The organism is Pseudobdellovibrionaceae bacterium (assembly GCA_019637875.1).
Classification (GTDB): domain Bacteria; phylum Bdellovibrionota; class Bdellovibrionia; order Bdellovibrionales; family Bdellovibrionaceae; genus JAHBUW01.
The window spans coordinates 189,716-210,353 of record JAHBUW010000005.1 but is presented as its reverse complement, the minus strand read 5'-3'; the positions used below and the strand labels follow the sequence as shown (position 1 = coordinate 210,353).

General features: G+C 60.1%; 17 protein-coding genes and 1 riboswitch. Of the genes, 11 read left to right on the top strand and 6 right to left on the bottom strand.

Going from position 1 to position 20,638, the window contains the following annotated elements:
* Positions 1-278: 278 nt before the first annotated feature.
* The 8 genes from KF767_08620 to KF767_08585 all read left to right on the top strand — a co-directional run bounded on the left by KF767_08620 (position 279) and on the right by KF767_08585 (position 12,054).
* The gene (locus KF767_08620) at positions 279-1,826 is read left to right on the top strand and encodes a TIGR03663 family protein (GenBank protein MBX3017939.1); all 1,548 of its coding nucleotides are present in this window, start codon (positions 279-281) and stop codon (positions 1,824-1,826) included.
* Positions 1,826-3,607 carry a hypothetical protein gene (locus tag KF767_08615; GenBank protein MBX3017938.1) on the top strand — a complete coding sequence of 594 codons (1,782 nt, stop codon included), beginning with the start codon at positions 1,826-1,828 and terminating at the stop codon, positions 3,605-3,607. The genes KF767_08620 and KF767_08615 overlap by 1 nt, the downstream gene beginning before the upstream one ends.
* A 26-nt stretch (positions 3,608-3,633) precedes the next feature.
* Positions 3,634-5,817: a transglycosylase SLT domain-containing protein gene (locus KF767_08610; protein MBX3017937.1), complete on the top strand. Its 2,184-nt coding sequence runs from the start codon at positions 3,634-3,636 to the stop codon at positions 5,815-5,817.
* A 60-nt stretch (positions 5,818-5,877) separates the two neighbouring features.
* Positions 5,878-7,977 carry a LysM peptidoglycan-binding domain-containing protein gene (locus KF767_08605; GenBank protein MBX3017936.1) on the top strand — a complete coding sequence of 700 codons (2,100 nt, stop codon included), beginning with the start codon at positions 5,878-5,880 and terminating at the stop codon, positions 7,975-7,977.
* A 9-nt stretch (positions 7,978-7,986) separates the two neighbouring features.
* On the top strand, positions 7,987-8,868 hold the full coding sequence (locus KF767_08600; GenBank protein ID MBX3017935.1) for a hypothetical protein: 882 nt from the start codon (positions 7,987-7,989) through the stop codon (positions 8,866-8,868).
* 232 nt (positions 8,869-9,100) lie between these two features.
* A complete protein-coding gene (locus KF767_08595; protein ID MBX3017934.1) occupies positions 9,101-9,586 on the top strand; it encodes a paraquat-inducible protein A in 486 nt (161 codons plus the stop codon).
* A complete protein-coding gene (locus tag KF767_08590) occupies positions 9,579-10,445 on the top strand; it encodes an MCE family protein (protein MBX3017933.1) in 867 nt (288 codons plus the stop codon). The genes KF767_08595 and KF767_08590 overlap by 8 nt, the downstream gene beginning before the upstream one ends.
* Before the next feature lie 150 nt (positions 10,446-10,595).
* Positions 10,596-10,684: riboswitch (cyclic di-GMP riboswitch) on the bottom strand.
* Between the two features lie 707 nt (positions 10,685-11,391).
* The gene (locus KF767_08585) at positions 11,392-12,054 is read left to right on the top strand and encodes a TetR/AcrR family transcriptional regulator (protein MBX3017932.1); all 663 of its coding nucleotides are present in this window, start codon (positions 11,392-11,394) and stop codon (positions 12,052-12,054) included.
* On the opposite strand, the gene KF767_08580 is transcribed toward KF767_08585, so the two are convergent.
* Complete coding sequence (locus KF767_08580) at positions 12,051-12,839, bottom strand: Mrp/NBP35 family ATP-binding protein (protein MBX3017931.1); 789 nt, start codon at positions 12,837-12,839, stop codon at positions 12,051-12,053. The genes KF767_08585 and KF767_08580 overlap by 4 nt on opposite strands.
* A 49-nt stretch (positions 12,840-12,888) precedes the next feature.
* On the opposite strand from KF767_08580, the gene KF767_08575 reads away from it, so the two are divergent.
* Positions 12,889-13,323 (top strand): hypothetical protein, encoded by a 435-nt coding sequence (locus tag KF767_08575; protein ID MBX3017930.1) that lies wholly within the window; start codon positions 12,889-12,891, stop codon positions 13,321-13,323.
* On the opposite strand, the gene KF767_08570 is transcribed toward KF767_08575, so the two are convergent.
* From KF767_08570 to KF767_08555, 4 genes are all read right to left on the bottom strand, one after another.
* The gene (locus KF767_08570; GenBank protein MBX3017929.1) at positions 13,324-13,734 is read right to left on the bottom strand and encodes a hypothetical protein; all 411 of its coding nucleotides are present in this window, start codon (positions 13,732-13,734) and stop codon (positions 13,324-13,326) included. It lies immediately after the preceding gene.
* A 163-nt stretch (positions 13,735-13,897) separates the two neighbouring features.
* Positions 13,898-14,128: a hypothetical protein gene (locus KF767_08565; protein ID MBX3017928.1), complete on the bottom strand. Its 231-nt coding sequence runs from the start codon at positions 14,126-14,128 to the stop codon at positions 13,898-13,900.
* A gap of 128 nt (positions 14,129-14,256) precedes the next feature.
* Positions 14,257-15,537, bottom strand: coding sequence for a hypothetical protein (locus KF767_08560; protein MBX3017927.1), 1,281 nt, complete (start codon positions 15,535-15,537; stop codon positions 14,257-14,259).
* Positions 15,538-15,673: 136 nt separating this feature from the next.
* Positions 15,674-16,462, bottom strand: a complete 789-nt coding sequence (locus KF767_08555) for a hypothetical protein (GenBank protein ID MBX3017926.1) — start codon at positions 16,460-16,462, stop codon at positions 15,674-15,676.
* A 225-nt stretch (positions 16,463-16,687) separates the two neighbouring features.
* Here KF767_08555 and KF767_08550 point away from each other — a divergent pair, with 225 nt between their 5' ends.
* Together KF767_08550 and KF767_08545 are read left to right on the top strand one after the other, a co-directional pair.
* A complete protein-coding gene (locus KF767_08550; protein ID MBX3017925.1) occupies positions 16,688-17,344 on the top strand; it encodes a PspA/IM30 family protein in 657 nt (218 codons plus the stop codon).
* 5 nt (positions 17,345-17,349) lie between these two features.
* A complete protein-coding gene (locus KF767_08545) occupies positions 17,350-18,636 on the top strand; it encodes a hypothetical protein (protein ID MBX3017924.1) in 1,287 nt (428 codons plus the stop codon).
* A 25-nt stretch (positions 18,637-18,661) separates the two neighbouring features.
* Here the strand turns inward: KF767_08545 and KF767_08540 are convergent, their stop codons facing one another.
* Positions 18,662-20,536 (bottom strand): MFS transporter, encoded by a 1,875-nt coding sequence (locus tag KF767_08540; protein MBX3017923.1) that lies wholly within the window; start codon positions 20,534-20,536, stop codon positions 18,662-18,664.
* Positions 20,537-20,638 lie beyond the last annotated feature (102 nt).

Below are 20,638 nucleotides of genomic sequence, written 5' to 3'. Positions count from 1 at the left end.
ATTCGGAGAGCCCATCCCAAAACCAGCTGGGGGTTGAATCGAATGGAAAAAGGCGAGATGCAAGGAGCGACGACAAGTCATAGCCTAAGCTATGGCGCGGAGGAGCGACGCCGTCAGCTGGCCTTTTTCCATTCGACCCGCAGGGCAGGCCGGAAAGAGCCTTGCCCGGCGTTGCATCCGGCTCGAATTGGCTTTGGCCAGTCCGTCGCCGGACGCGCCTTGATCAAGGCTCTTTCCGGCCTGTTCAACCCCCATCTGGTTTTGGGATGGGCTCTCTGATGCTTTTTCTGGTTCTACTCGTGCTGTGCGTGCTCCGTTTTCAGGACTTGGCCCTGAAGGCCGTGCATCACGACGAGTCCATCAACGGTTGGTTCGTGACCCAGCTTTGGCGCACGGGCTGGTACAACTACGATCCCACGAATTACCATGGACCCCTTCAGTTCTACCTGTTCCAGCTGGGGGAGCTGCTGAACGGCTTCGGCATCGAAACTTTGCGCGGCGTGACCGTGGCGTTTTCGTGTTTTTGGCTGATCTATCTCTGGCGTTTCTGGACGCGCTACCAGTGGAACTCGAAGTGGTTTCTGTTCGTCGTCGCGATCAGTCCCGGATTTCTTTTCTATTCACGCTCGGCGATTCACGAGATGCCGTTTCTGTTTTTCCTGACGCTCGCGTTGGGGGGACTGACGGAAATCCTGCACTACCAGCAGGGCCGCGGTTGGCGCTCGCTGGTGTGGGGATTGGCGGGCGCGATCTTGCTGAAGGAAACCTGGGCGGTGCTGGCGCTCGCGCTCGTGCTTTCGGCGATCATCACGGGCTTGGCGCAGAAAGACTCTTGGTTGTGGCGGCTCTTGCGGGCGCCCAAAGCCGAAGGTCGCATCTACCGTCTGCGGTTGCAAGCGACGCTGCCCCCGGATCTGCTTTTGCACATCGGCTTTTCGGTCGTGATCATCGTCGCGATGTACACCGGGTTCGGGGCGAAACCTTCGGGCCTGAAGGATCTGGTCATCACCTACCTGCCGTGGTTCAAGACCGGCGTGCATTCGGGCGGTCACGACAAACCCTTCACGTACTGGTTCGTGATGTTGTGGAAATACGAAAAGCCGCTACTCTTCCTGTTCCTGTCGGCGGCGACGTCCTTCGGATTTTTCTGGAGCCGTCTTTCGCCCGTCGCGCGGTTTTTGGGATTGGGCGCGCTGATCAACGTCTTGATCTACTCGTTGATCCCCTACAAAACGCCTTGGTGTTTTCTGGCCGTGTGGGGACCGATGGTCTTTGCTTATGGCCTCATCAAAACCGAAACGCGCTGGATCCGGTTCTCGAATCCGTTCCGTGTGGTGTTCGGAATCGCGGCGCTGATCGCCCTTCCGTACCAGTGGGAGGAAACGCGAAAACTCAACTTCGTGAATCCCACCGATCCGGATCACGACTACGTTTACGTGCAGACCGACCAACGATTGAAAGTCCTGGTCGATCAGCTGACCGGCGCCGCCGAGAAAAACCCCGCGCTCTATCACGAGAAGATCATGCTGGCGGGCGGGGAGCCTTGGCCGCTCGCTTGGTGGTTGGGGCGTTTCCGCACGCAGAACTTCACATCGCTTGAAAAATCCGAGTTCGGTCCCGCGTTGCTGATCGTCGCCGACGAAAAAGACGAGGCGCTCGCGCGCGCGAAGTACCCTGAATCCGATTACGAGATCATGAAGTTCCCCATCCGTGAGGGCCGCGAGGCCAGTCTGTATTTCGTGAGCCGCGCGTTGATCGCGGGTTTGCAGCCGCCGAGCTCCGTGCCGACGACGACGACGGTCCCGGTTCAGGAAGGGGAGCGCTGATGTTCCTTTTTTCGGATCGCTTCTGGGGCCGCATTTTTCTTTTCATCCCGCTTTTCACGGGGGCTTCGCTGGTCGGCGAGTGGATCTTCGGCGCGTGGAGCTGGCCGTGGCTGCTCTTACTTGCGCTCGGTCTTTGGTGGAGCTGCGGCGTGCTGGCCTCGTCGGCATTTTACGACATGGACCGCGAGATCAGTCCCGATTTCGCGCAGGCCTCACCGCGCTGGGATTTTCTGCTGGCGGGGGTGATCGGACTCGCGGCGCTCAGCCACGCGCTGTTTTACGTCTACGAAAGTCAGGGCGAGATCTGGATTCGCAATTTGAATTTGAACGGAGATCTGCCGTTTCACTGGCACATGGTCGAATACCTTTCGCGGGCGCCGGATTTTTGGCCGGGCAATCATATCTACGGGCTGGATCGCCTGCGTTACGCCTTCGGCGTGAACTATCTGTCCGCGCTTCTTCACCGCCACGGCTTGCCGATCGAAACCGCGCTGGCGCTGCCGCTTCTGCTCAGCATCGTCGCCGTCTTCCAGCAGCTTTGGAAGTGGGCGGGGCTGTGGGCGGTCGTCGCCTTTTTCGCGAGCGGCGGGGGCTGGTGGCTGCCGCTGCATCAATGGCAAGAGCTGTGGGGTCCCGGCGATCAGGTCGCGTGGAAAAATCTGTTCTTGTCGATCTTGACGACGCAGCGGGGATTTTGGTTCGCGCTGCCGGCGGGAATTTTCTGGCTCAGGTTCCTGACCGAAATGCAGAAAAACCCGTGGCTCGCGACGCCGGAAAAATGGCGTTTCATTTTCGCGATCTGGGCTTTTTTGCCGTTTTTCCATCTGCACACCTTCGTCATTCTGACGATCTTCGGTGTGGCGACTTCGCTGCTCAGTCCTTTACGTCGGGATTGGAAATCCATTGTGCGCCAAAGTTTGACGTGGGCGTGGATTCCGCTGGGTTTCATCGCGATGTCCCTGAGCTTCGGCAATGCGAACGCGTCGGTCCGGTTGGTGCTGAACTGGATGAGCGAAAAGCTCCCGTGGGCGTACGCGTGGGGAATCAACTTCGGACCTTGGCCCTTCGTGGTGATCTTTTTGGCGCTCGCGCTGGCGACGCAACTGGAGTTTCGCGGACAAAAGATTTTCGCGCGCGGCGCCGAGGCGCGCAGCTTCGTCGTCTGGATCGCTTTGGGGCTGGTTTTTTCCCACGTCATGCTCGCGCCGTGGAATTGGGATCAAACGAAAATTCTTTTATGGGTGTACTTAGGACTTTCGGTGGTCACGGGTCGCGTTTTGACGCGCGTTCTTCCGCGCACCGTTACGGTTTTGCTGCTGTTCCTTCTGCATCTGCCCGGGATTGCGCAGTTGAGTGGCGGGATGGGCCCGCGAATGGGGAAACATGCCCTCTGGACCGTCGAGGACCAGCAGGCCGTTGCGCTGCTTTTGCGTGAGCTTCCCGTGGACGAAAAAATCCTTGTCGCTCCGAGTCCTCATCATCCTGTTTTGGCCACGGGGCAACCGATTGTGGCAGGATACATGGGTCACCTTTGGTCGCAGGGTCTTCCGATTTCAGGTCTGGAAGATTTTTTGAAAGCGTGGATGCGGGATCCGTCGGATCCCGTGCTGCGCGAAGGTCCCTTTCATGAGCTCAAGTCCCAGTATTTGCTGTGGGGGCCTTTGGAGCGAGAGTGGGCCGGAACCGCGACTCCGGGGGGAGACGGCGACGGAGGTTCGAAGTGGTTACAAATCGCGGTGTCCGGAAACTGGGTGCTCTACAAAAGCGCGCGTTACCGTTAGCGCTCGTAGTGCTGGGGACGTCGGGCGTGGCCTCGGCGCAAATGATCGAAATCAAACTGCCGGCGCCGCTGCCGAAGTCATCGAACGCGAACCTGCGCAAAATGAAGCAATTCGAAAACGAAGGTAAGGCCGCCGAGTGCGCGCGCCTGGGCGCGGGTCTTTACGAATCCCAAGCCGTCATTCGTGGTTGGGTGCTGCGGACCTGGCTGAAGTGCGCCGACAAGGCGGACCGCGACGAGCGTAAAATCACCCACCTGCCGGCGGCGCTGCGGGCCTATGATCGCTTGAATGAAAAACGCCCCGGCCCCTGGAGCGAGGATTTGCGGACCGGCCAAATCCAATCGCGGTTATGGCTTCTGGAAAATTTCATGCGCGGCAACCTCAAACTCGGTGACGATCATCTGAAGCAGGTGATGAACGATCTACGCCCGCGTGAGTCCGCCGACCAAGGGCGTGCGTGGGCGCTGCTCGGCGAGATGTCGCAACTGCGCCACGACCTGGCGGGTGCCGAAACCGCCTACCAGCAGGCCCTGAAGTTCGCCGACCAGCCCGCGACCCTCGAAAAACTGAAAACCGTGCGGCTCGCCTTAAACCGCGTCGAACCCACCGCGAGTCCCACGCCCGCAGCGGGCCCCGAAACTTACAGCGATCTTGAGACCCGCTTCGCGGCGCGCTTCAAAGCTTCGAAAGAAAAAAACGATCAGCTCCAGCAGCTCGAGGATTCCCTCGCGTACTTGAAAGAGCTGCCGAACGGATTGCAAGCGAAGTGGGCCGCGCAGAACTGCGTGGACATTCACCAGACTTTGCTGAACCGTTCCTTCGAGGGTTCAAATCGCGAGCGCTGGCGTCAGCTGCTGCAGCGGGCGGCGGGCGTGATGGATGACGCCGATCCCGAACGTTTGGCCGAGTGGGCGCCGATCCTTTTCCGGCGCGGGGACTATGCGGGAAGCCTGCAGCTGTCCGAAGCCATCATCGACCGTTTCGACAAAACCAAGTCGGGTGATCAGATCCTGATGTCGGCGGCGCGTTCCGCCCAGCTGACGGGGCAATACAAAAAAGCCGAGAAGTATTACGCGCTCTTTTTCGAGCGTCACGGGGGCTCGGAGCTTGCGCGCGACGCCGAGTTTCAGTGGGCGCTCACGCTGATCCGCAATCAAGACTACGCGAGCGCGGTGGCGCGTTTGGAAAAACTGCTGCGCTCGACGAACGAAGAAAAATATCACCTGAGCGCGCGCTACTGGTTGATCCGGTCGTTGCAGCAATTGGGCAATTCGCGCGCGAACGACGAAATCAAAATCCTGACGGACCGATTCCCGTCGAGCTACTACGGCATCCGTCTGAAGGCGGAAACCCAGAACAATCAGTTTCTGTGGCCGTTCGCGAGCGACAAGCTGAAGGGGCTGAAGGGCTCGATCCATCTGAGCCCGCGTCAGAAAGAATCTTGGGATCGCTTACTCGTTCTGCGCGCGCACGGTTGGGGCGCGGAGGCGCTGGCCGAAACGGACGAGCTGCCGACGCCGGAAGATCCCGTACTCAAGGTTCTGTGGGCGCAAGAGTACGCGCGCGCCGAAGCTTATCCGAAAGTGATCAAACTCGTGATCGAGATCAGCGACATCTCGCAAGAACTGCGCTCCGTGGACGTACTGCAGCTCGGGATGCCGAAGATCTACGAGGACGAGATCAATGCGGCCGCGAAGGGGCGGGGACTGAATCCCGTGCTCGTCCGCTCGCTGATCCGTCAAGAGAGCGCGTTCAATCCCCGCGCGGTCAGTCGTTCGAACGCGTTGGGACTCATGCAGCTGATTCCGCCCACGGCGCGCGAGATGGCCGATCAGTTGAAGCTCGGACCGCTCGTGCTTCCCGAGGACGGCTTCCGCACCGGCGTGAACGTGCAGATGGGTTCGGCTTATCTGTCGCGCATGATCCGTTACTTCTCGGGTTCGGTGCCGCTGGGGCTCGCCGCGTACAACGCCGGCCCGCGCCGGATGGAGACCTTCCTGGAAGCGCGCCCCGACCTGAAAGAGCAGCTGAAGACCCCGAGCTCCGAACCTCTGACCGAGGTCTGGTTCGACGAGCTGCCCTGGTCCGAGACCAGTTTTTACGTGAAGGCAATTTTACGCAACAGCCTCCTCTACAAGACCTTGGATCAGCAGAAAATCCAGCTGACCGGCGTTTTGTGGGGAGATTTGGTGGGCCCGACCACGCCGTGAGCGGTGGGGGTAGAGACGGCCCGTTTTTTTGGTTAGAATTTGGAAACAGGAGAATCTATTTTGAATACGAATTTCATGACGAAGTCGCCCTTCGCTCGCGCATTGATCCTTATGCTGGGCGCCTCCTTGTTTTTGAGTGGTTGCGCGACGACCGCGAAGTCGGGCGGCGGTGCTCCCGCGCCGGGTCTCAGTCAACCCGAGTCCGGCTCCAGCTTGCGCGAGGTCGAAAGCTTCCGCATGAGCGATCCCGAACCCGCGCGCGTCGCGGACGAGGAACTCGATGAAATCCCCGTCGAGATCAACCCCAAGGTCGAACAGTGGATCCGCTACTTCCAGGGACGTGGTCGTCCGCACATGGAGCGCTATCTGTCGCGCAGCTCGCGTTACTCGACGCTGATGAAACGTATCTTGCGCGAAAACGGTCTGCCCGAAGACTTGATCTACATCGCCCTCATCGAGTCGGGCTTCAACCAAAAGGCGACCAGCCACGCGGCGGCCGTCGGTTACTGGCAGTTCATCCGCGGCACCGGCAAACGTTACGGGATGGAGATCAACGCGCTCGTCGATGAACGTCGCGATCCCGTGCTGTCGACGCAAGCGGCGGCGGAGTACTACAAGGGCTTGTATTCGATCTTCGGCAGCTGGTATCTCGCGATGGCGAGCTACAACGTCGGTGAAAACCGCGTCATGCGCGAGATCACGAAACACAAGACCCGCGATTTCTGGGAGCTCGTGCGTAAACGTCGTCTGCCGAAAGAGACGATGAACTACGTGCCCAAGTACATCGCGGCGAAATTGATCGGTAACGATCCGGCGAAGTACGGCTTCACCGACATCGACTGGGAAAAGCCCGTCGAGTTCGAACTCGTCCGCATCGACAATCCCGTTAACCTGCGCGTGATGTCGCAGAAGATGGGCATCGACTACGAAGATTTCAAACAGATCAACCCCAAGTTCCGCGGCGAGATCGCGCCCACGAAAACGAACGGCGTGCTGGAGCTGCGGATCCCGCTGGGGCAGCAGCAGTTGGCTTTGGCCGCCGCGCGCGAATCCATCGTCGATCGCGTGGAGTTCATCGCCGACGCGGGCGAAACGAAAACCCACCGCGTCCGTCGCGGCGACAGCTTGTACACCATCGCGAAGAAGTACAAAACCACCGTTGGCTGGATCCGCGAGGTCAACGACCTCGGCGGTCGTCGCAAACTGCGGATCGGTCAACGCATCCAGGTTCCGGATCGTTCGCGTCGCAAGACGCCCGACGTGCGCACCATCGTCGCCAAGCGCGATGCGACGCCCGCCGCGCCGTCGGCTCCAGTTGCCGCCAATACCTCGCCCGTAGCGGCCGCGACTCCCGCGCCGACGTCCGTCGACGGCGCGCGGATCGCGACCGAAAAGACGACGGCGGCCGAAACGCCCGCGTCGCTCTCGGCGTCGGCCTCGGTTTCAGGTTTGGTCGCGCAGACCGCGATGCCTTCCGACGGGGATATCCCCGCGGGTGAGACCTCACCCGAAAGTCCCGAGCAGATTGCGCAAGAGCCCGCGAGCTCCAAAACCGAGATCGTCACCGAAAAGGGCGTCTACTACGTCGTGCAACCGGGTGACTCGCTGTACTCCATCGCGCAAGAGTATGACTCCAGCGTGAGCGAGCTGCGCAAAATGAATAAGATCAAACGCGGTCGCGTCTTGAAGGTCGGCGCGCGCATCTTGGTGCCGAAAGACGATCGCCTTCCCGAATCGCCCGATGGTGACGCGACTCCCGATGCGAGCGCGCAGCAACCGGCGCCGGCGAACGCCGACGAAGAGGCGGGCGATCAAGGCCCGGATTCGTCGATCAACAAAGGCCAGCAGGCCGCGACCGTCGCGGTCGAAGCGAAGTCCCAACCCGTCGTCGGACGCGCGATGAATCCTTCGGCGACCGGTCGATTGGCGCGTGAGGCTCGCGTCTCCGCCGACCGCGTCTCAGCCGACCGCACCCCCAACTCCGCCCGCAAGGCGGCTTCGCCGGATCGTCAGGCGCGGACGCATGTCGTCCGTCGCGGCGACAATCTGTTCCGCATCGCGCGGAAGTACAATGTGTCGATGAAAGCGATCCAAACCCAAAACGGTCTGCGTTCCGCGAGCGAGCTCTCGGTCGGTCGCCGTTTGGTCATTCCCGAATAGGAGGTTCGGATGAACATCACGAAAGCGAGCCTTGCGCTCTTTTTGCTGCTTCCGCTTGCGGGCTGCGTGACCCGTCCCACGAACGAAACCGATGCGAAAGCCTACCGTGCGCTCGAACGTGACGGCGATCTCTTCGCGAATCCCGTGATTCAAGGTGAGCTGCCCAGCTGGAAGAAGCCCTTCACCGGTTGGAATCATGAGCCCGACAAGAGCGTTCCCCAGTGCCTGCTGGTGGTGGACTCCACTTCGAACAAGAATGCGTGGATCACGCAGCGTAACTCGCTGAGCGCGCGCGGGATCTTCGACGCCCTTCACGATATTGAAGTGCAGAAGTTGAAGGATAAGGGCTGGGCACTGCTTCCGTACGAGAACAGCCTGTACGGAGACCGCCAGGTGAAGGACTGGGCGTACGCGGAGGCGCTGGCCGGAAATCCCACAACCTACGAAAAACTCACGCCCACCGAGCAGACCAAATATCTGCACGACGTGGTGGCGAAGCACTACGGCCCCCTCATCCGCGTGCAGGTGATCCGCCTGCTCTCGCGGCCGAGTGACATGCACGGCATTTACTTCGGCACTGAGCGTGCGTGGTCGACGAACGGTCTGGGACTTTTCGTCAGTCACGACAAGGGCCCCGAATCGATCTACCGCGTGGGTTTGGTGGATTTCAAACGCGACGCCCGCGCCGAATGGCCGTGGGCGAGCGCGACGGGCAGTTCGGTGAAGTACGAGCGCCGCTCGCAGCTGCGCGAACCCGACTGGCAACGTCTGGCGCGCATCTCGCCCGAATCGCGAACGCCGGCCTCCAGCGCGCAAGCGGACCGGGTGGAGCTGGGGGTTCACCTGTCGCTCGTCGAGAACTTCATCTACTTCCTGCCGGACTGCCAGTAGCAGTCGTTTCTCCCTAAACTTCAGGAAAAATTCCCTAGACGCCGCTTCCGGAAACGGGCGGCGTCTTTGCTTTGAAGCTCGGGTGATGGATTCGACCGGCGTTTTGACCAATCCTGCGACTCACCACTGGCTTTGCGAAGCCTGCGGCCACCAAGTTCCGGTGCGCGATCCGGATCTCGCCAATCGCTGCGAAAAAGCGCGCTGCGACCGCTGCGGGCATGACTTCATCGGACTGAAGAACAAATCCCTGTCCATGAGCCTGGCGTTTTCGCTGACGGCGCTTTTTCTGTACCTGCCCGCAAACCTGCTGCCATTCATGAGCATGGAGCTTTACGGCGTGAAGAACAGCGCGACGATCTGGCAGGGCGTGGTGCAGCTCGCGGACGGCGGCTCGTGGTTCATTGCGCTCGTCGTGGTGGTCGCGTCGATCGTCGTGCCGCTGTTGAAGCTCGCGGTGCTGTTCGTTTTGGCGTTGCGTTCGCATTCCGAGCGCGAGCGTCTGTGGAAGACCCGCATGTACCGTTGGGTCGAGGCGCTGGGGCGCTGGTCGATGCTCGATATTTATCTGCTCGCGGTGCTGGTCGCGATCATGAAACTCGGTCCGTGGACGAACGTGGAGCCCGGTCCGGGCGCGCTTTTGTTCGCGATGGTCGTGATCTTCACGATGCTCGCGAGCGCCACGTTTCACACGCGTTTGATTTGGAGGGGGCATGTTTAAATTCTCGAGATGGAAGTTCCGTTTGAGCGTCGCGGTCTGGTTATTCCCGGTCTTCGCGCTGATCCTGACCGCGTGGCTGGCTTTGGATTACTGGCGGGAGCGGGGCGCGCTCGTGGAGATTCGTTTCCCCGACGCCGCGAACATCGAAGCGCAAAAAACCATGATCAAATACCGCGGCATCAACGTCGGCCGCGTCGAGGAAGTGGAGCTCTCGGGCGACCAGCGTCAGGTCGTCGTGCGCGCAAGGATGCAAAGGTCCGCGCACAACCTAGTGGTGGAAGGAACGAGCTTTCAGGTGATCGAACCGCAAGTGGGGTTGGGCGGGATCAGCGGCCTCGATACGCTTTTCAAAGGCGTTTACATCGACCTCACGCCGGGGCCGAAGGACGCGCCGCTCGCGCAGAAGTTCACGGGCCGTCAGATCACGGCGTCGCCGTTCGCTTCGGGATTTCTGTTCACGCTGCGCTCGAAGTACATGGAGTCCATCGGGGACGGCGATCCGGTGATTTACCGCGGCCTCAAGATCGGTCAGGTGATCAGCGTGCGGTTGGACGAGCAGGCCCGCTTCGTCGAAGCGCGGATTCGCGTGCCGAAGACTTACGCGCGGCTCGTACGCGAGAACACGCAGTTCTGGTTCAAGCGGGCGGTGCAAGCCGACGTGGGGCTTCTGGGGGCGAGCGTGCAGATCTCGTCCATGGAGTCGCTCATGAAGGGCGGCGTGCAAATGGCGACACCCGAGCCCGCCGGAAAAATCGCGGCGCCCGGAGCGAAATTTAATTTACTGGATGTGGAGCCGAAAGGTTGGCGGGAGTGGTCGCCGAATTTGGCGAGCGGTCAGTCGGTCGCGCGAGCGCAATAACGGTCGCGTGCGCGAAATAAAAAAAAGCCGAGACGCGTCGTCCACGCATCTCGGCTAAGGGGAATGAAACCTGTCTTGTATTTTGGAGAGAAACATACCTTCCATACAAATGCCGTAAGTCAATTCCGGCCGCGTCTCAGCGGTCGGCCCTTTGGCAGTCTGGCTGGCATCTCACATTGCGTGAGGAAGCCCCTTTAGCTTTGCGTCGCCGGTTTTCACCGGTTTTGCCTTTTTGCAAAAGAAGGATTGAAATCCTAATCTTCTCTATGGCCCTCCCGAGGTTGTTTGGTTCATTCAAATGCCTCCATGCCATCGATTCTGACGACCCCACGATCCTTGCGGTGGACGTCTTTCATCTCAATTCGAAACGCTCAGAATGGATCTCTCCATGCTCAGCGTTTCGAACTCGAAACGCGTTTGTGGTTGGTGTTAATCCGCGCCCGCTACTCTGGCGCCGGATCGACTAGGACTACTTCTTCGACTCTCGCCCTATTCATCGTTACGCTCCCTGTTTTCTGAACTCAGAATAACCCGGAAAAGGCGCACCGCAAAATTTTTCGACGAGCGTTCTCAAAATAGTCAGCTGACTGTTTCATCGACGGAAGAGACTTTCACAAAGTTGAATCGTTCGGAGAAAATGCCCTCCCCGAGCGGTTTTCCGGCGTCTCTACTCGGAGAAACGAATTTGGTGCATCCGCAGACGAATGGAATTCGCGATGTTCGCGAACGTCCGCGAGGACGCCGTCTTGAATCTCGGCCGCGAGTTCGGGGGACAGCGCCGTACTGTCGGTCATAGCGGTCGAAGATCTCGCGCAGCCACTAGAATCAGCGCCAAGAGGGCACGTCGGATCATGCTCTTCGGAACTCCAAAGAGCAGGCCGATCTTGACCTCGAATTAATGAATCCGAGCTTGGCGGGTTAACCCTTTTTTGGCAAGGTCTTCTGCATGAGTCTTCCCGCAACGGATGGTGAATCGGAAGAGAAGGGCGTGAACCCAGAAGGCGTCGGCGTCCGTTTGGCGCGTGGCTACGATAATACCGAGCGGAGTGCCCGTTCGGAGCGCAGTCGCATCCGCATCCTGGAGACGCTCGCGGAGCTCCTCCAGGACAAACCGGCGGTGGAGGTCACCTTCGATCAGATCGCCGCGCGGGCGGGCCTGTCCGTGCGCACCGTTTTCCGTTTCTATAAGGACAAAGACAGTCTTTTCCGCTCCTTCGAAGAGGAAGTCCTACGCCGACTGCGGGACGAGCGTTCGCTCGTGATGGAGATGGCGGCCCCCGAGTTCGCGGCCGAGCAGTACCGCATTTTCGAGCGTAACGCGCGCTGGGTCGAAGCCCTGCGCCGCACGCCCATTCGCAGTGCGGACCGCGCGCAGTTTCGCCGCGAGGGCATCGAGATTTTGTCCGCGAAAATTCGCGCTTCGCTCCCGCTCACGATGAGCGAAGCGAACGAACGCCAGATCGGTTTTATCGCGATGCTCGCGGGGGATGCGCTGTGGAGTGATCTACGTCGTTACATCGGACGCGACGGCGGCGAGATGGCCGATGTCCTGCGCATGAACGTCGCGCACCTTATGGGCGTTCTCGAGCACACGCCGTTTCCGACCTAATTCAAGATCGTACGGATTTTCTCGGCGAGCGCGAAGAAGGCCTGGCCTTCGGGCGACGTCGGATAGCTTTCGACGACGGGCACGCCCGCTTCTGAACCCATGCCGACCGCGGGGTTGAACGGGATCTCGGCGAGCTTCGGGATTTTTTGCGCGTCCATGTAGCCGTCGAACTCGCCTTTGGGGAAGAGCTGCACGCGCTCGCCGCCGGGGGCCGTATAGTAGGCCATATTTTCGATCGCGCCGAGGAGCTTCACGTTCACGCGCTTCCACATGTCGATGGATTTTTTCACGTCGATGAGCGCCAGGTTCTGCGGCGTCGAAACGCTGAGCGCGCCGGCCAACGGCACTTTCTGCGCGAGCGAGAGCTGCACGTCGCCGGTGCCCGGCGGCAGATCAATGATCAGATAGTCGAGTTCGCCCCAGTTCACATCGCGAAGCATCTGGTCCATCGCTTTGAAGAGCATCGGGCCGCGCCACACGACGGCATTATCTTCTTGAATCAAAAAGCCCATGCTCATGAGGCGCAGGCCGTAGCGGGTGATGGGCTCGAGCTTGTTGTGATCATCGATGGCGGGGCGTTGGTTGATCGCACCCAGCATCCGGGGCACCGAAGGGCCGTAGATATCGGCGTCCAGCAGTCCCACTTTGCTCTTTTTCGCGAGCGCCAGGGCCAGGTTGACCGCGACGGTTGACTTGCCCACGCCGCCCTTACCCGAGCTGACCGCGATGATATGTTTCACGTTAGGAATCGGGCGCTGCTGGTCGAAGGGCGAAGCTTGAGTCATGGGTTTCCTCTTGAAAGCTCGAATTGACCCAACAGATAATGGAATCTGAATGTCCAGCCAAGAGGTTTTCTGGATCGCCGCCGTGATCGGCGGCCTTTTCTGCGCGATTTTCGCGATGAGGAGCTCTCAGAAAGAGCCCACGCGCTTGCGCTTGGGCGGGGGCTCATCTGAACCGTCGAAAGCGGACGGAAAGGCCGTGGTGCCCGCTTCGCGTCAGCCCGTCTCGAAGGGGGCGCGCGGCGAGCGCATTTCCGATGCGACGGTGGACGCCGCCGCGGGCGAAGCGCGCATCCGCTCGGTGAATGTGATCTTCAATTACAACGGCCACTCGTGGGACGCCTTCGAGGTTCTGGGATGTCCCGCGGGCGCGCCGCTTCCCATGGTGAAGCAGGCCTTCGATCAGGCGCTACGCACCACCGATCCCGCGAGCCACGAATTTCTGCGCGCGGCTTATCAGGCGATCACGAAGCTCAAATCGGTTTGATTATTTTTTCGGAGTTTGGGTGAACATCTGGCAGCCGACGATGTCGAGACTCGCCAGTTCACGCAGGGCGCGGAAGTCGTTTTTGAAGTCCTGTCCGCCGGGGACCCACATCACACTTTGAATTTTGAAGGTCGTGTATTTGGCGTGGGTTTCGACATCCACGCTGGAGCGTTTACCGACCTGGTCGATGTGGCTGAGCGAGCTGAGCAGCATCTCGAGTTCTTCGCGGTCTTCATCTTGGATACGGACCCACAGGATCTGGCAGGCGAAGCGCGGATGATTCAGCGAGGCCTCGATCTTCGGGGTCAGGATCTGCGTCTTCACGCTTTTCGGCGCGGCCGAGACGGGGGACATTCCCGAAAAGAAAACCACGATCGCGGTGATGAAACTCAGGTATTTCCAGTCCGACATGCGGTCCTCCTCTCTCTACGACTCAAGAGAGCAAGGCCTAGACTCGACTTAAGGATTGTAGGTTAAGTAGCTGGAATGACGGCATTCGGCCGATCTCTTCGTGAACGACTTGTGAAAGCGTGGCGCACACGGAATTGACGAAGTGACGATTAGGGCTAACGCCTCAGTAGATGATTTCGGTGCCGAACTTCACGCCGTAGGCGGTCTCTTTCAGGCCGTTCCGTTCGGGTTGGTTGAACTGGTAAAAAGGTCCCGCGATCCAGTTGAAGTTCGAATAACCTTCGATTTCGTATTTGGAATCGCCGATGGATTGCGCGGTCACGGCGAAGCGCTGTCCCGGGCGCAGGCGCGCCAGGCCCGCCGGCTGAAGTTCGTTCGAGGGGGCGGCGGTCACCGCGGAACTTTGGGTCAGGAATTACGATTCGAGCGCGGGGGCGTGAAGCGGGGCCAGCAGCAGGACGGCGATGTATTTCCACATGCCGCCAGTCTAAAGAGGGGCTTCAGGAATGCAAGCCGGCGGAGTTACCGCAAGCCTTGATTGATATCGACGCGGATGAAGTTCACCGCGTTGCCGCCGCCTTTGCCGCTGCGACCTTGTGAGGTCAGAACGACCGTGCGGTCGTCGGGCGCGACGGCCAGGCCCACCGCATAGGGATCGACCTTCACGCGCGACACGACCTGCATCGACTCGGCGTGCACCGCGACGAGCTCCGACGTATTGTTCACGGCGACGAACAGGAAGCGTCCGTCGTGGGTGATGTCGACCGTGCGTGCGCCGACGCCGACCGCGGTGTCCTGCCAGCGGGGACCGCTGATGCGTTTCCCGTTCGCGCCTTCGAGCGCCGCGATCAGCGGGGCCAGGCTGACTTTCGAAATAAATCCCGAGACGTTCGCGCTCGCGAACAGATGACGGCCGTCGCGCGACAACACCAAGTGCCGGGGCGTCGACTTCACGTTCATGACGGTGCCCAGATACTTGCGCGAGGGGATATGGAAGCCCGCGATACCGCCCTGACCCATACGCGCGACCAAAAGATGCTGACTGTCGGGGGAAAAGACACTTCCGCGCAAGCAGTAACCGCAGGTCTTGTCGCGATCGGTGTTCGCCTTGTCGGCCTGCGTGAGTTGGGATTCGACTTTCAGATGCGCGACGTATTTGTAGTCGCGCGGATCGTTCGCCGAGGTGTCGATCAGACCGATGGTGTTGTCGCCCCAGTGGATGACCGCGACGAAACGACCGTCGGGCGACGCCACGACGTATTTCGGGATCGGGCCCGTGGGCATCACGCGCAGGATTTTGTCGTCGCGGGTATCTACGATCGCGATGGCGCCCGGGGACTGACCGTAGGCATCGAAGTCGCGGCGGTAGTAGGGGATCCACAGATAGCGACCGTCATGGGACAGTTCGCTCTCGACGGGTTTGCCGGCGAAGACGTTGTTGTCGCCGCTGGGAGAGCTACGGAAATAGCGGTAATCGAAGACCGTGTCCTCGCCCTGGAAAAGCGCGGCGTCCTTCGCGGTGAACCGGTGCGAGATCGTGTTCAGCTTTTTCAGCTCGGGCCACGAGTAGACGACGGTTTTCGAACCTTCCAACGAATTGATATAGAGTTTGCGTCCGTCCGCCGAGTAGCGCACCGACTTCGGCGAGTAGATTTCGCCGTCGCGGATGTCGACCTTCAGGCGCGCGCCGGGAACGCCGTTGTGGATGCGCCCGTAGCGTTCCAGATCGAGTTGCAGGTTTTGCGCGAAGGCCGCGGCGGCCTGGGTCATGAGCAGAGCGAGGGTGGCCAGTTGACGGATCATGGTGTCCTCCGGAACGTTTCAGGTTCCGGAGGGGGATTTACAAGGCCCATGCCCCCTTTAAAGACTTGCGGGAGGGCCGCCACCCGTGCGGGAGCGCCCAAAACCCAGACAGGGGCCGTTCGTCGTCACCGGTTTCTTAAGATGGCCTAAGGTCTTTCAACAGGCGGCGCTCGCTTTCCAGGTCGTGAAGCAGACTTTTCCAGAAGATGCGGACCCGCTGGGTATTCCCCTCGGTCAGCTCCCACAGGCGCAGCTCGGGGGGAATTTCCTGCATCAGATCGGTCATGGATTTTTGCGCCTGAAGTTCGTAGGGGAACTCCTTGGCGACGCGGCGGACGATCTCGCCCAGGTCGCTCTGTTCGCGTGCCAGTTTGGCCGCGAGTTTCGCGGTGTCTTCGGTCTCTTGCATGCGGCTTTTCAGGCGCTCGATTTCAAAATCCAGGCGGCGAACCCGTTCGCTGCGCAGTCGTTCATGATCGAGCAAGAGCCCGATCTCGAGCTGCAGGGGTTTGGAAAAGCCGCTGCCCTTCGCGCGCACGAGTTCACTCAGACGCGTGCCGTAGGTTCGCAGGAAGTAGTAGACGAACTGGAAGGGCACGAAGTCGCGCGTGGTTTCGGGATCGGCCAGGGACTGCATGAATTCGATGAGCCCCAGGCGCGTGAGCGCGTAACGTTTCTCGCGGGTGCGGGCGCTGCCTTCGCGGCGGGCCCACCCCCTGGTCACGAGCTCTTCCAGATAACGTTGCACCTGGGTGTTGTGCAGGCGCACGGCTTCGGGCTTCACGCGCGCGTCCATCCAGTTGGTGAAAAGCTCGAACAAAAAACGCACGTCCTTCTGCCGGAATCCCCGATCATAGAAGTTGGAGTGCGAGCCCAGGACCGCCGTGATCATCAGGCTTTCGCGTAAATCCAGGACTTGTCCCATGCGGTATCCTCCACTCAGTTACATTGTAACTTCAGTTGGCGTCGCCGCCAAAGGGGGAGTTCGTTTTGAGAATTCGTCTTTTCTAGAGGACGATCAAGAGTTTATCGCAACATAAAGTTTGAGGAGACGTGGCATGAGTTACATTGTAACTCACTTTCGAACGGGCGGGACCGCCTCTCGCGTATTCTGTTTTTGGGCCCGAGCGGTCCAGAAAGCGAGAGAACGATGAATGCCATCCACCGACTAGCCCTATCGATCCGGGCACAGTTCGAAGACTTCGTGGACCAAGTGGAAAACCACGAAGCCGTGGCGGAAGCCGCGCTCAATCAATTCCGAGGCAATGTGGTCAACGCGAAGTTCCGCCTGCGCTGCCTGGAAAAAGAAATCCAGCGCACCGGTGAGCAGATCCGCGAACTGGAAACCGAAGCCGCGCAGTGGAAAGACCGCGCGCTGAAGGCCGAAAGCGAAGACCGCGAACGCGCCCTGGAGTGCGTGAAGCGTATGCGTTCCGCGCAAATGGAAAAAACGCACCTCGAAAGCCAGACCGAAGAGATGCGTAAAATCCACCGCGACGTCGCGCAGGACGTGCGCCACATCGAATCGCAATACGAAGATCTGCGCCGACGTCACAAGATCCTGGTGTCCCGTGAATCCCGCGCGAAAGCCCTGGCCGAGGTCCGCCCCCGTGTCAACGAGGCCCCCGCGGTCTTTGAACGCTGGGAGGCGCGGGTCGAAAAATCCGAGATCGAGGGCGAAATCGGGAACGAGATTTCGGTTATGACCGAAAATCTCGATACCTTCGCCGAAGAGTACAAAGCCCAAGAGGACCGCCTGGCGCTTGAAGCGCTGCTGGGTGAACTTCGCGGTCAAAACAAGGAGTAAACGTCATGAAACAACTGGAACTGACCGGTCTTTTGCGGATGTTGGGGGGCGCGCTGCTCGTGGGCGCGGCCTCGATCTTTCTGGTGCAAGGCCTTGAGGCCGCAAATCCCTTCACGCGTTTCGGGGTCTTCTTCGGCCTCGTTGCGGTACTCGGTGCGGCGGGCCTTCTGTGCGTGCGGGTCTTTGAAGAGCCCAAATCGGCGCGCGGATTTTTGGGGCTGATGACGGCGGGGATCGCCGTGCAGTTCGCGCAGGTCGGAGCGATGACCTCTTCTTTGGGTACGGCGTTCGGTGACTCGAGCCGGGCGGCGCTGCCGAAGGTCTTTTTGTTCCAGGGCATGACGCTGCTACAGATCGGAGTGGCGCTCGCGCTGACGGTGGGCGTGCTTGTTCCGCTCGCTTACTTGGGCTTTCGGGTTCTCGCGCGTCCTTTGGCGAAGGAGCTCACCCTGGGTTTCTTGGGTGCGGGGGCGATATTGCTCGTGCCACTGCGGGATCCGCTCGTGACCTGCGGACTGTTGCTTGCGCAAACGGCGATCTTGGTGCCGGTCTTGCGGATGTTTCAGCGTGACCCGGTGCTGTCGACGGTGAACGAGGGACGTTGGTCGCAGGCCATCCTGGCGATTCCGGTCCTGATTCTGGCCGGTCGGGGGATGTTTTACGAGAACGGCTTCCTGTTGGGTTCGGTGGTCGCGGTCGTTTTCGCGGTGGCGCTTCTGGTGACCGTGCGGAAGTTGGCGTTATCGAAAGGCGTGCACGCTTTCGCGGAATTCGCGGCACTTTTTCTGCTGCTCGCGGGAACGAGTTACTGGGGCTATCGGTTCGGCAAAGCCTTGCAGCCGGAATTTTACCCGGCCTTCACCGTGAAGGCGTTTTTGGTGATGATGCCACCGGTGATCGCGCTGATGATTCTGGAACGACTGCGCCTGCTCGGCGCCGGTTACTTCCAGCTGGCCGCCATCGGTGCGGCGGCGGCGGGACTGCTGCCGCTGTTGGAAGGGGAGGTCGCTCCCGCGTTCTTGAGCCTCGGTGTGGGGATCGCTCTTTTGGCCGTCGGTTTCGAGCGTCGCGATCGCGGTGTCTTCAAGGGCGGCGTTGCGCTGACCTTACTCGCCCTCGCGGTGCAGGCGACGCTGGCGGTGAAGTTCTTCTCGGCTTGGCCTTGGTTGACGCTCGCCCTTCTGGGAGTCGCGGCGCTGCTGATCGCCGCATGGGCCGAACGCCGCGGATCGAACTGGCAAACGCGTTACGAGAATTTCATGCGACGTTTTCCCCGGGCGCGTGAGCTCTGAAGAAGGGCGCCCCTGGACCGGGGCTTTAAGCCTGCGGGCGCAGCTTGCGGATTTCGGCGTCGAGCTTTTCCAGGGTGACCTCTTGCGGAGTGAGGGGTCGCCCGATTTTCAGCTCGATCCGGCGCCACAGCTGGGTCGGGCGTTTCAGCACCCGGCGGTCGGGGGCGCGGCTGAACAGGCTTCCCCAGACGTTGTTGATCCCCAGGGGGACGACGGGGACCGGAGTCGAACTCAGCATTTTCAAAAGGCCGGGGCGCAGCTCTTGGATTTCGCCGTCGTCGGTGATGCGGCCTTCGGGGAAGATGCAGACCACTTCGCCGTCGCCGAGCTCTTTCGCGATTTGGGTAAAGGCGTTTTCTAAGATTGCGGGATCTTCGTTTTTCCCCGCGATGGGGATGACCTTCGCTTGGCGCATCAGGTGGCGCACGAAGGGGATGTCGAAGAATTTGTAGTACATCACGAAGCGAACCGGGCGACGGACGCTGGCCAGGATCAAAAGCCAATCGATGAAGCTCACGTGATTCGCGGCCAAGATCACGCCGCCCGTGCGGGGGATGTTGTCATGGCCCGTGACCCGCACGCGATAAAGCAGATTGCGCAGAAGGTAACTCAAAAACCTCAACGTGAATTCGGGGACGACGGAATAGACGTAAACCGCGACGACGAGATTCAGCGTCGTGAAGATCAAAAACATTTCCGGCAGCGTCAGTTTCCAGGCGTAAAACACCATCAGCATCAATGACGAGGCGACCATAAAGATCGCGTTCATCACATTGTTCGCGGCGATGACTTGGCTGCGGCTTTCGGGATGACTGCGCTCTTGCAAAAGGGCGAACAGCGGGACGATGAAAAATCCCCCGAAGATCGCGCATCCCAGAAAATCCGCGAGCAGCCGCGGACCTTCGGTCGTCGCCAAGAAGGCGCTCAGATTCAGCGGTGGGGCGTTGAAGGTGTCCCACGAGGGCGCGACGAACACCAGATCCAGCAGGAACACCGACATCCCCAGCGAACCCAAGGGCACCAGGCCGATCTCGACCATGGTTTTCGAGAGCTTCTCGCAAAGGAGCGAGCCCACGCCGATGCCGAGGGTGAACATGGTCAGAAACGCGGTGACGACGGACTCGTCGACGTTCAGGTACTCTTTGCAGTAGATCGGCAGGATCGACAGCAAGCCCGCACCGAAAAACCAGAACCACGACACCGCCAGCACGGAATTGAAAACGGCTTCGCGTTCGCGAATCAACCGCCACATTTCGCCGAACGTGGGAATCGGATTGTACTGGATCTTCAGCGCGGGATTCCCCGGCGTGACGGGCGACAGCCAGTACGCGGTGAAAAGACCCAGCGCCGAAATCACAAGAAGCGCGGTCCCGATCAGCAAAACCGCTGCGTCCGAGGCGACGACGAGTCCGCCCGCGATGGTGCCCAGCAAAATCGCCAGGAAGGTGCCCAACTCCATATGGGCGTTGGCCGACATCAACTCGTCTTCGCGCACGATCTGCGGGATCATGCTGTACTTCATCGGCCCGAAGAAGGTGGACTGGGTTCCCATCAGGAAGAGAACGAAAAGCAGCAGCGGATAACTTTCCATCACGAATCCGCAAACGCCGACGATCATGATGGCGAGCTCCCACCATTTCGTCAGGCGGACGAGCCGCGCCTTATCGAGCTTGTCCGACAGCTGCCCCGCCAGCGGCGAGAACAAGAAGTAGGGCAGAATGAAAAGCGCGCCCGCCAGCGCGACGAGCTGGCTTGCCGCCAGGTCCGCGATCTGGGCGCCTTTGAAGGTCATCATCACGACGAGGGCGTTTTTCAGAAGGTTGTCGTTCACCGCTCCCAGGAATTGGGTCCAGTACAGGCCGGCAAACTGACGCTCTTTAAAGATGAGTTTGAATGACATGCCGAAATGATCTCTTCGCGTGAAAAGAAAAACAAGCGGTCCCCATCTGGAAATGCCGGACGAACGTCCAGCTTTTGCGGATTGGACTACAGCTGTCGGCAG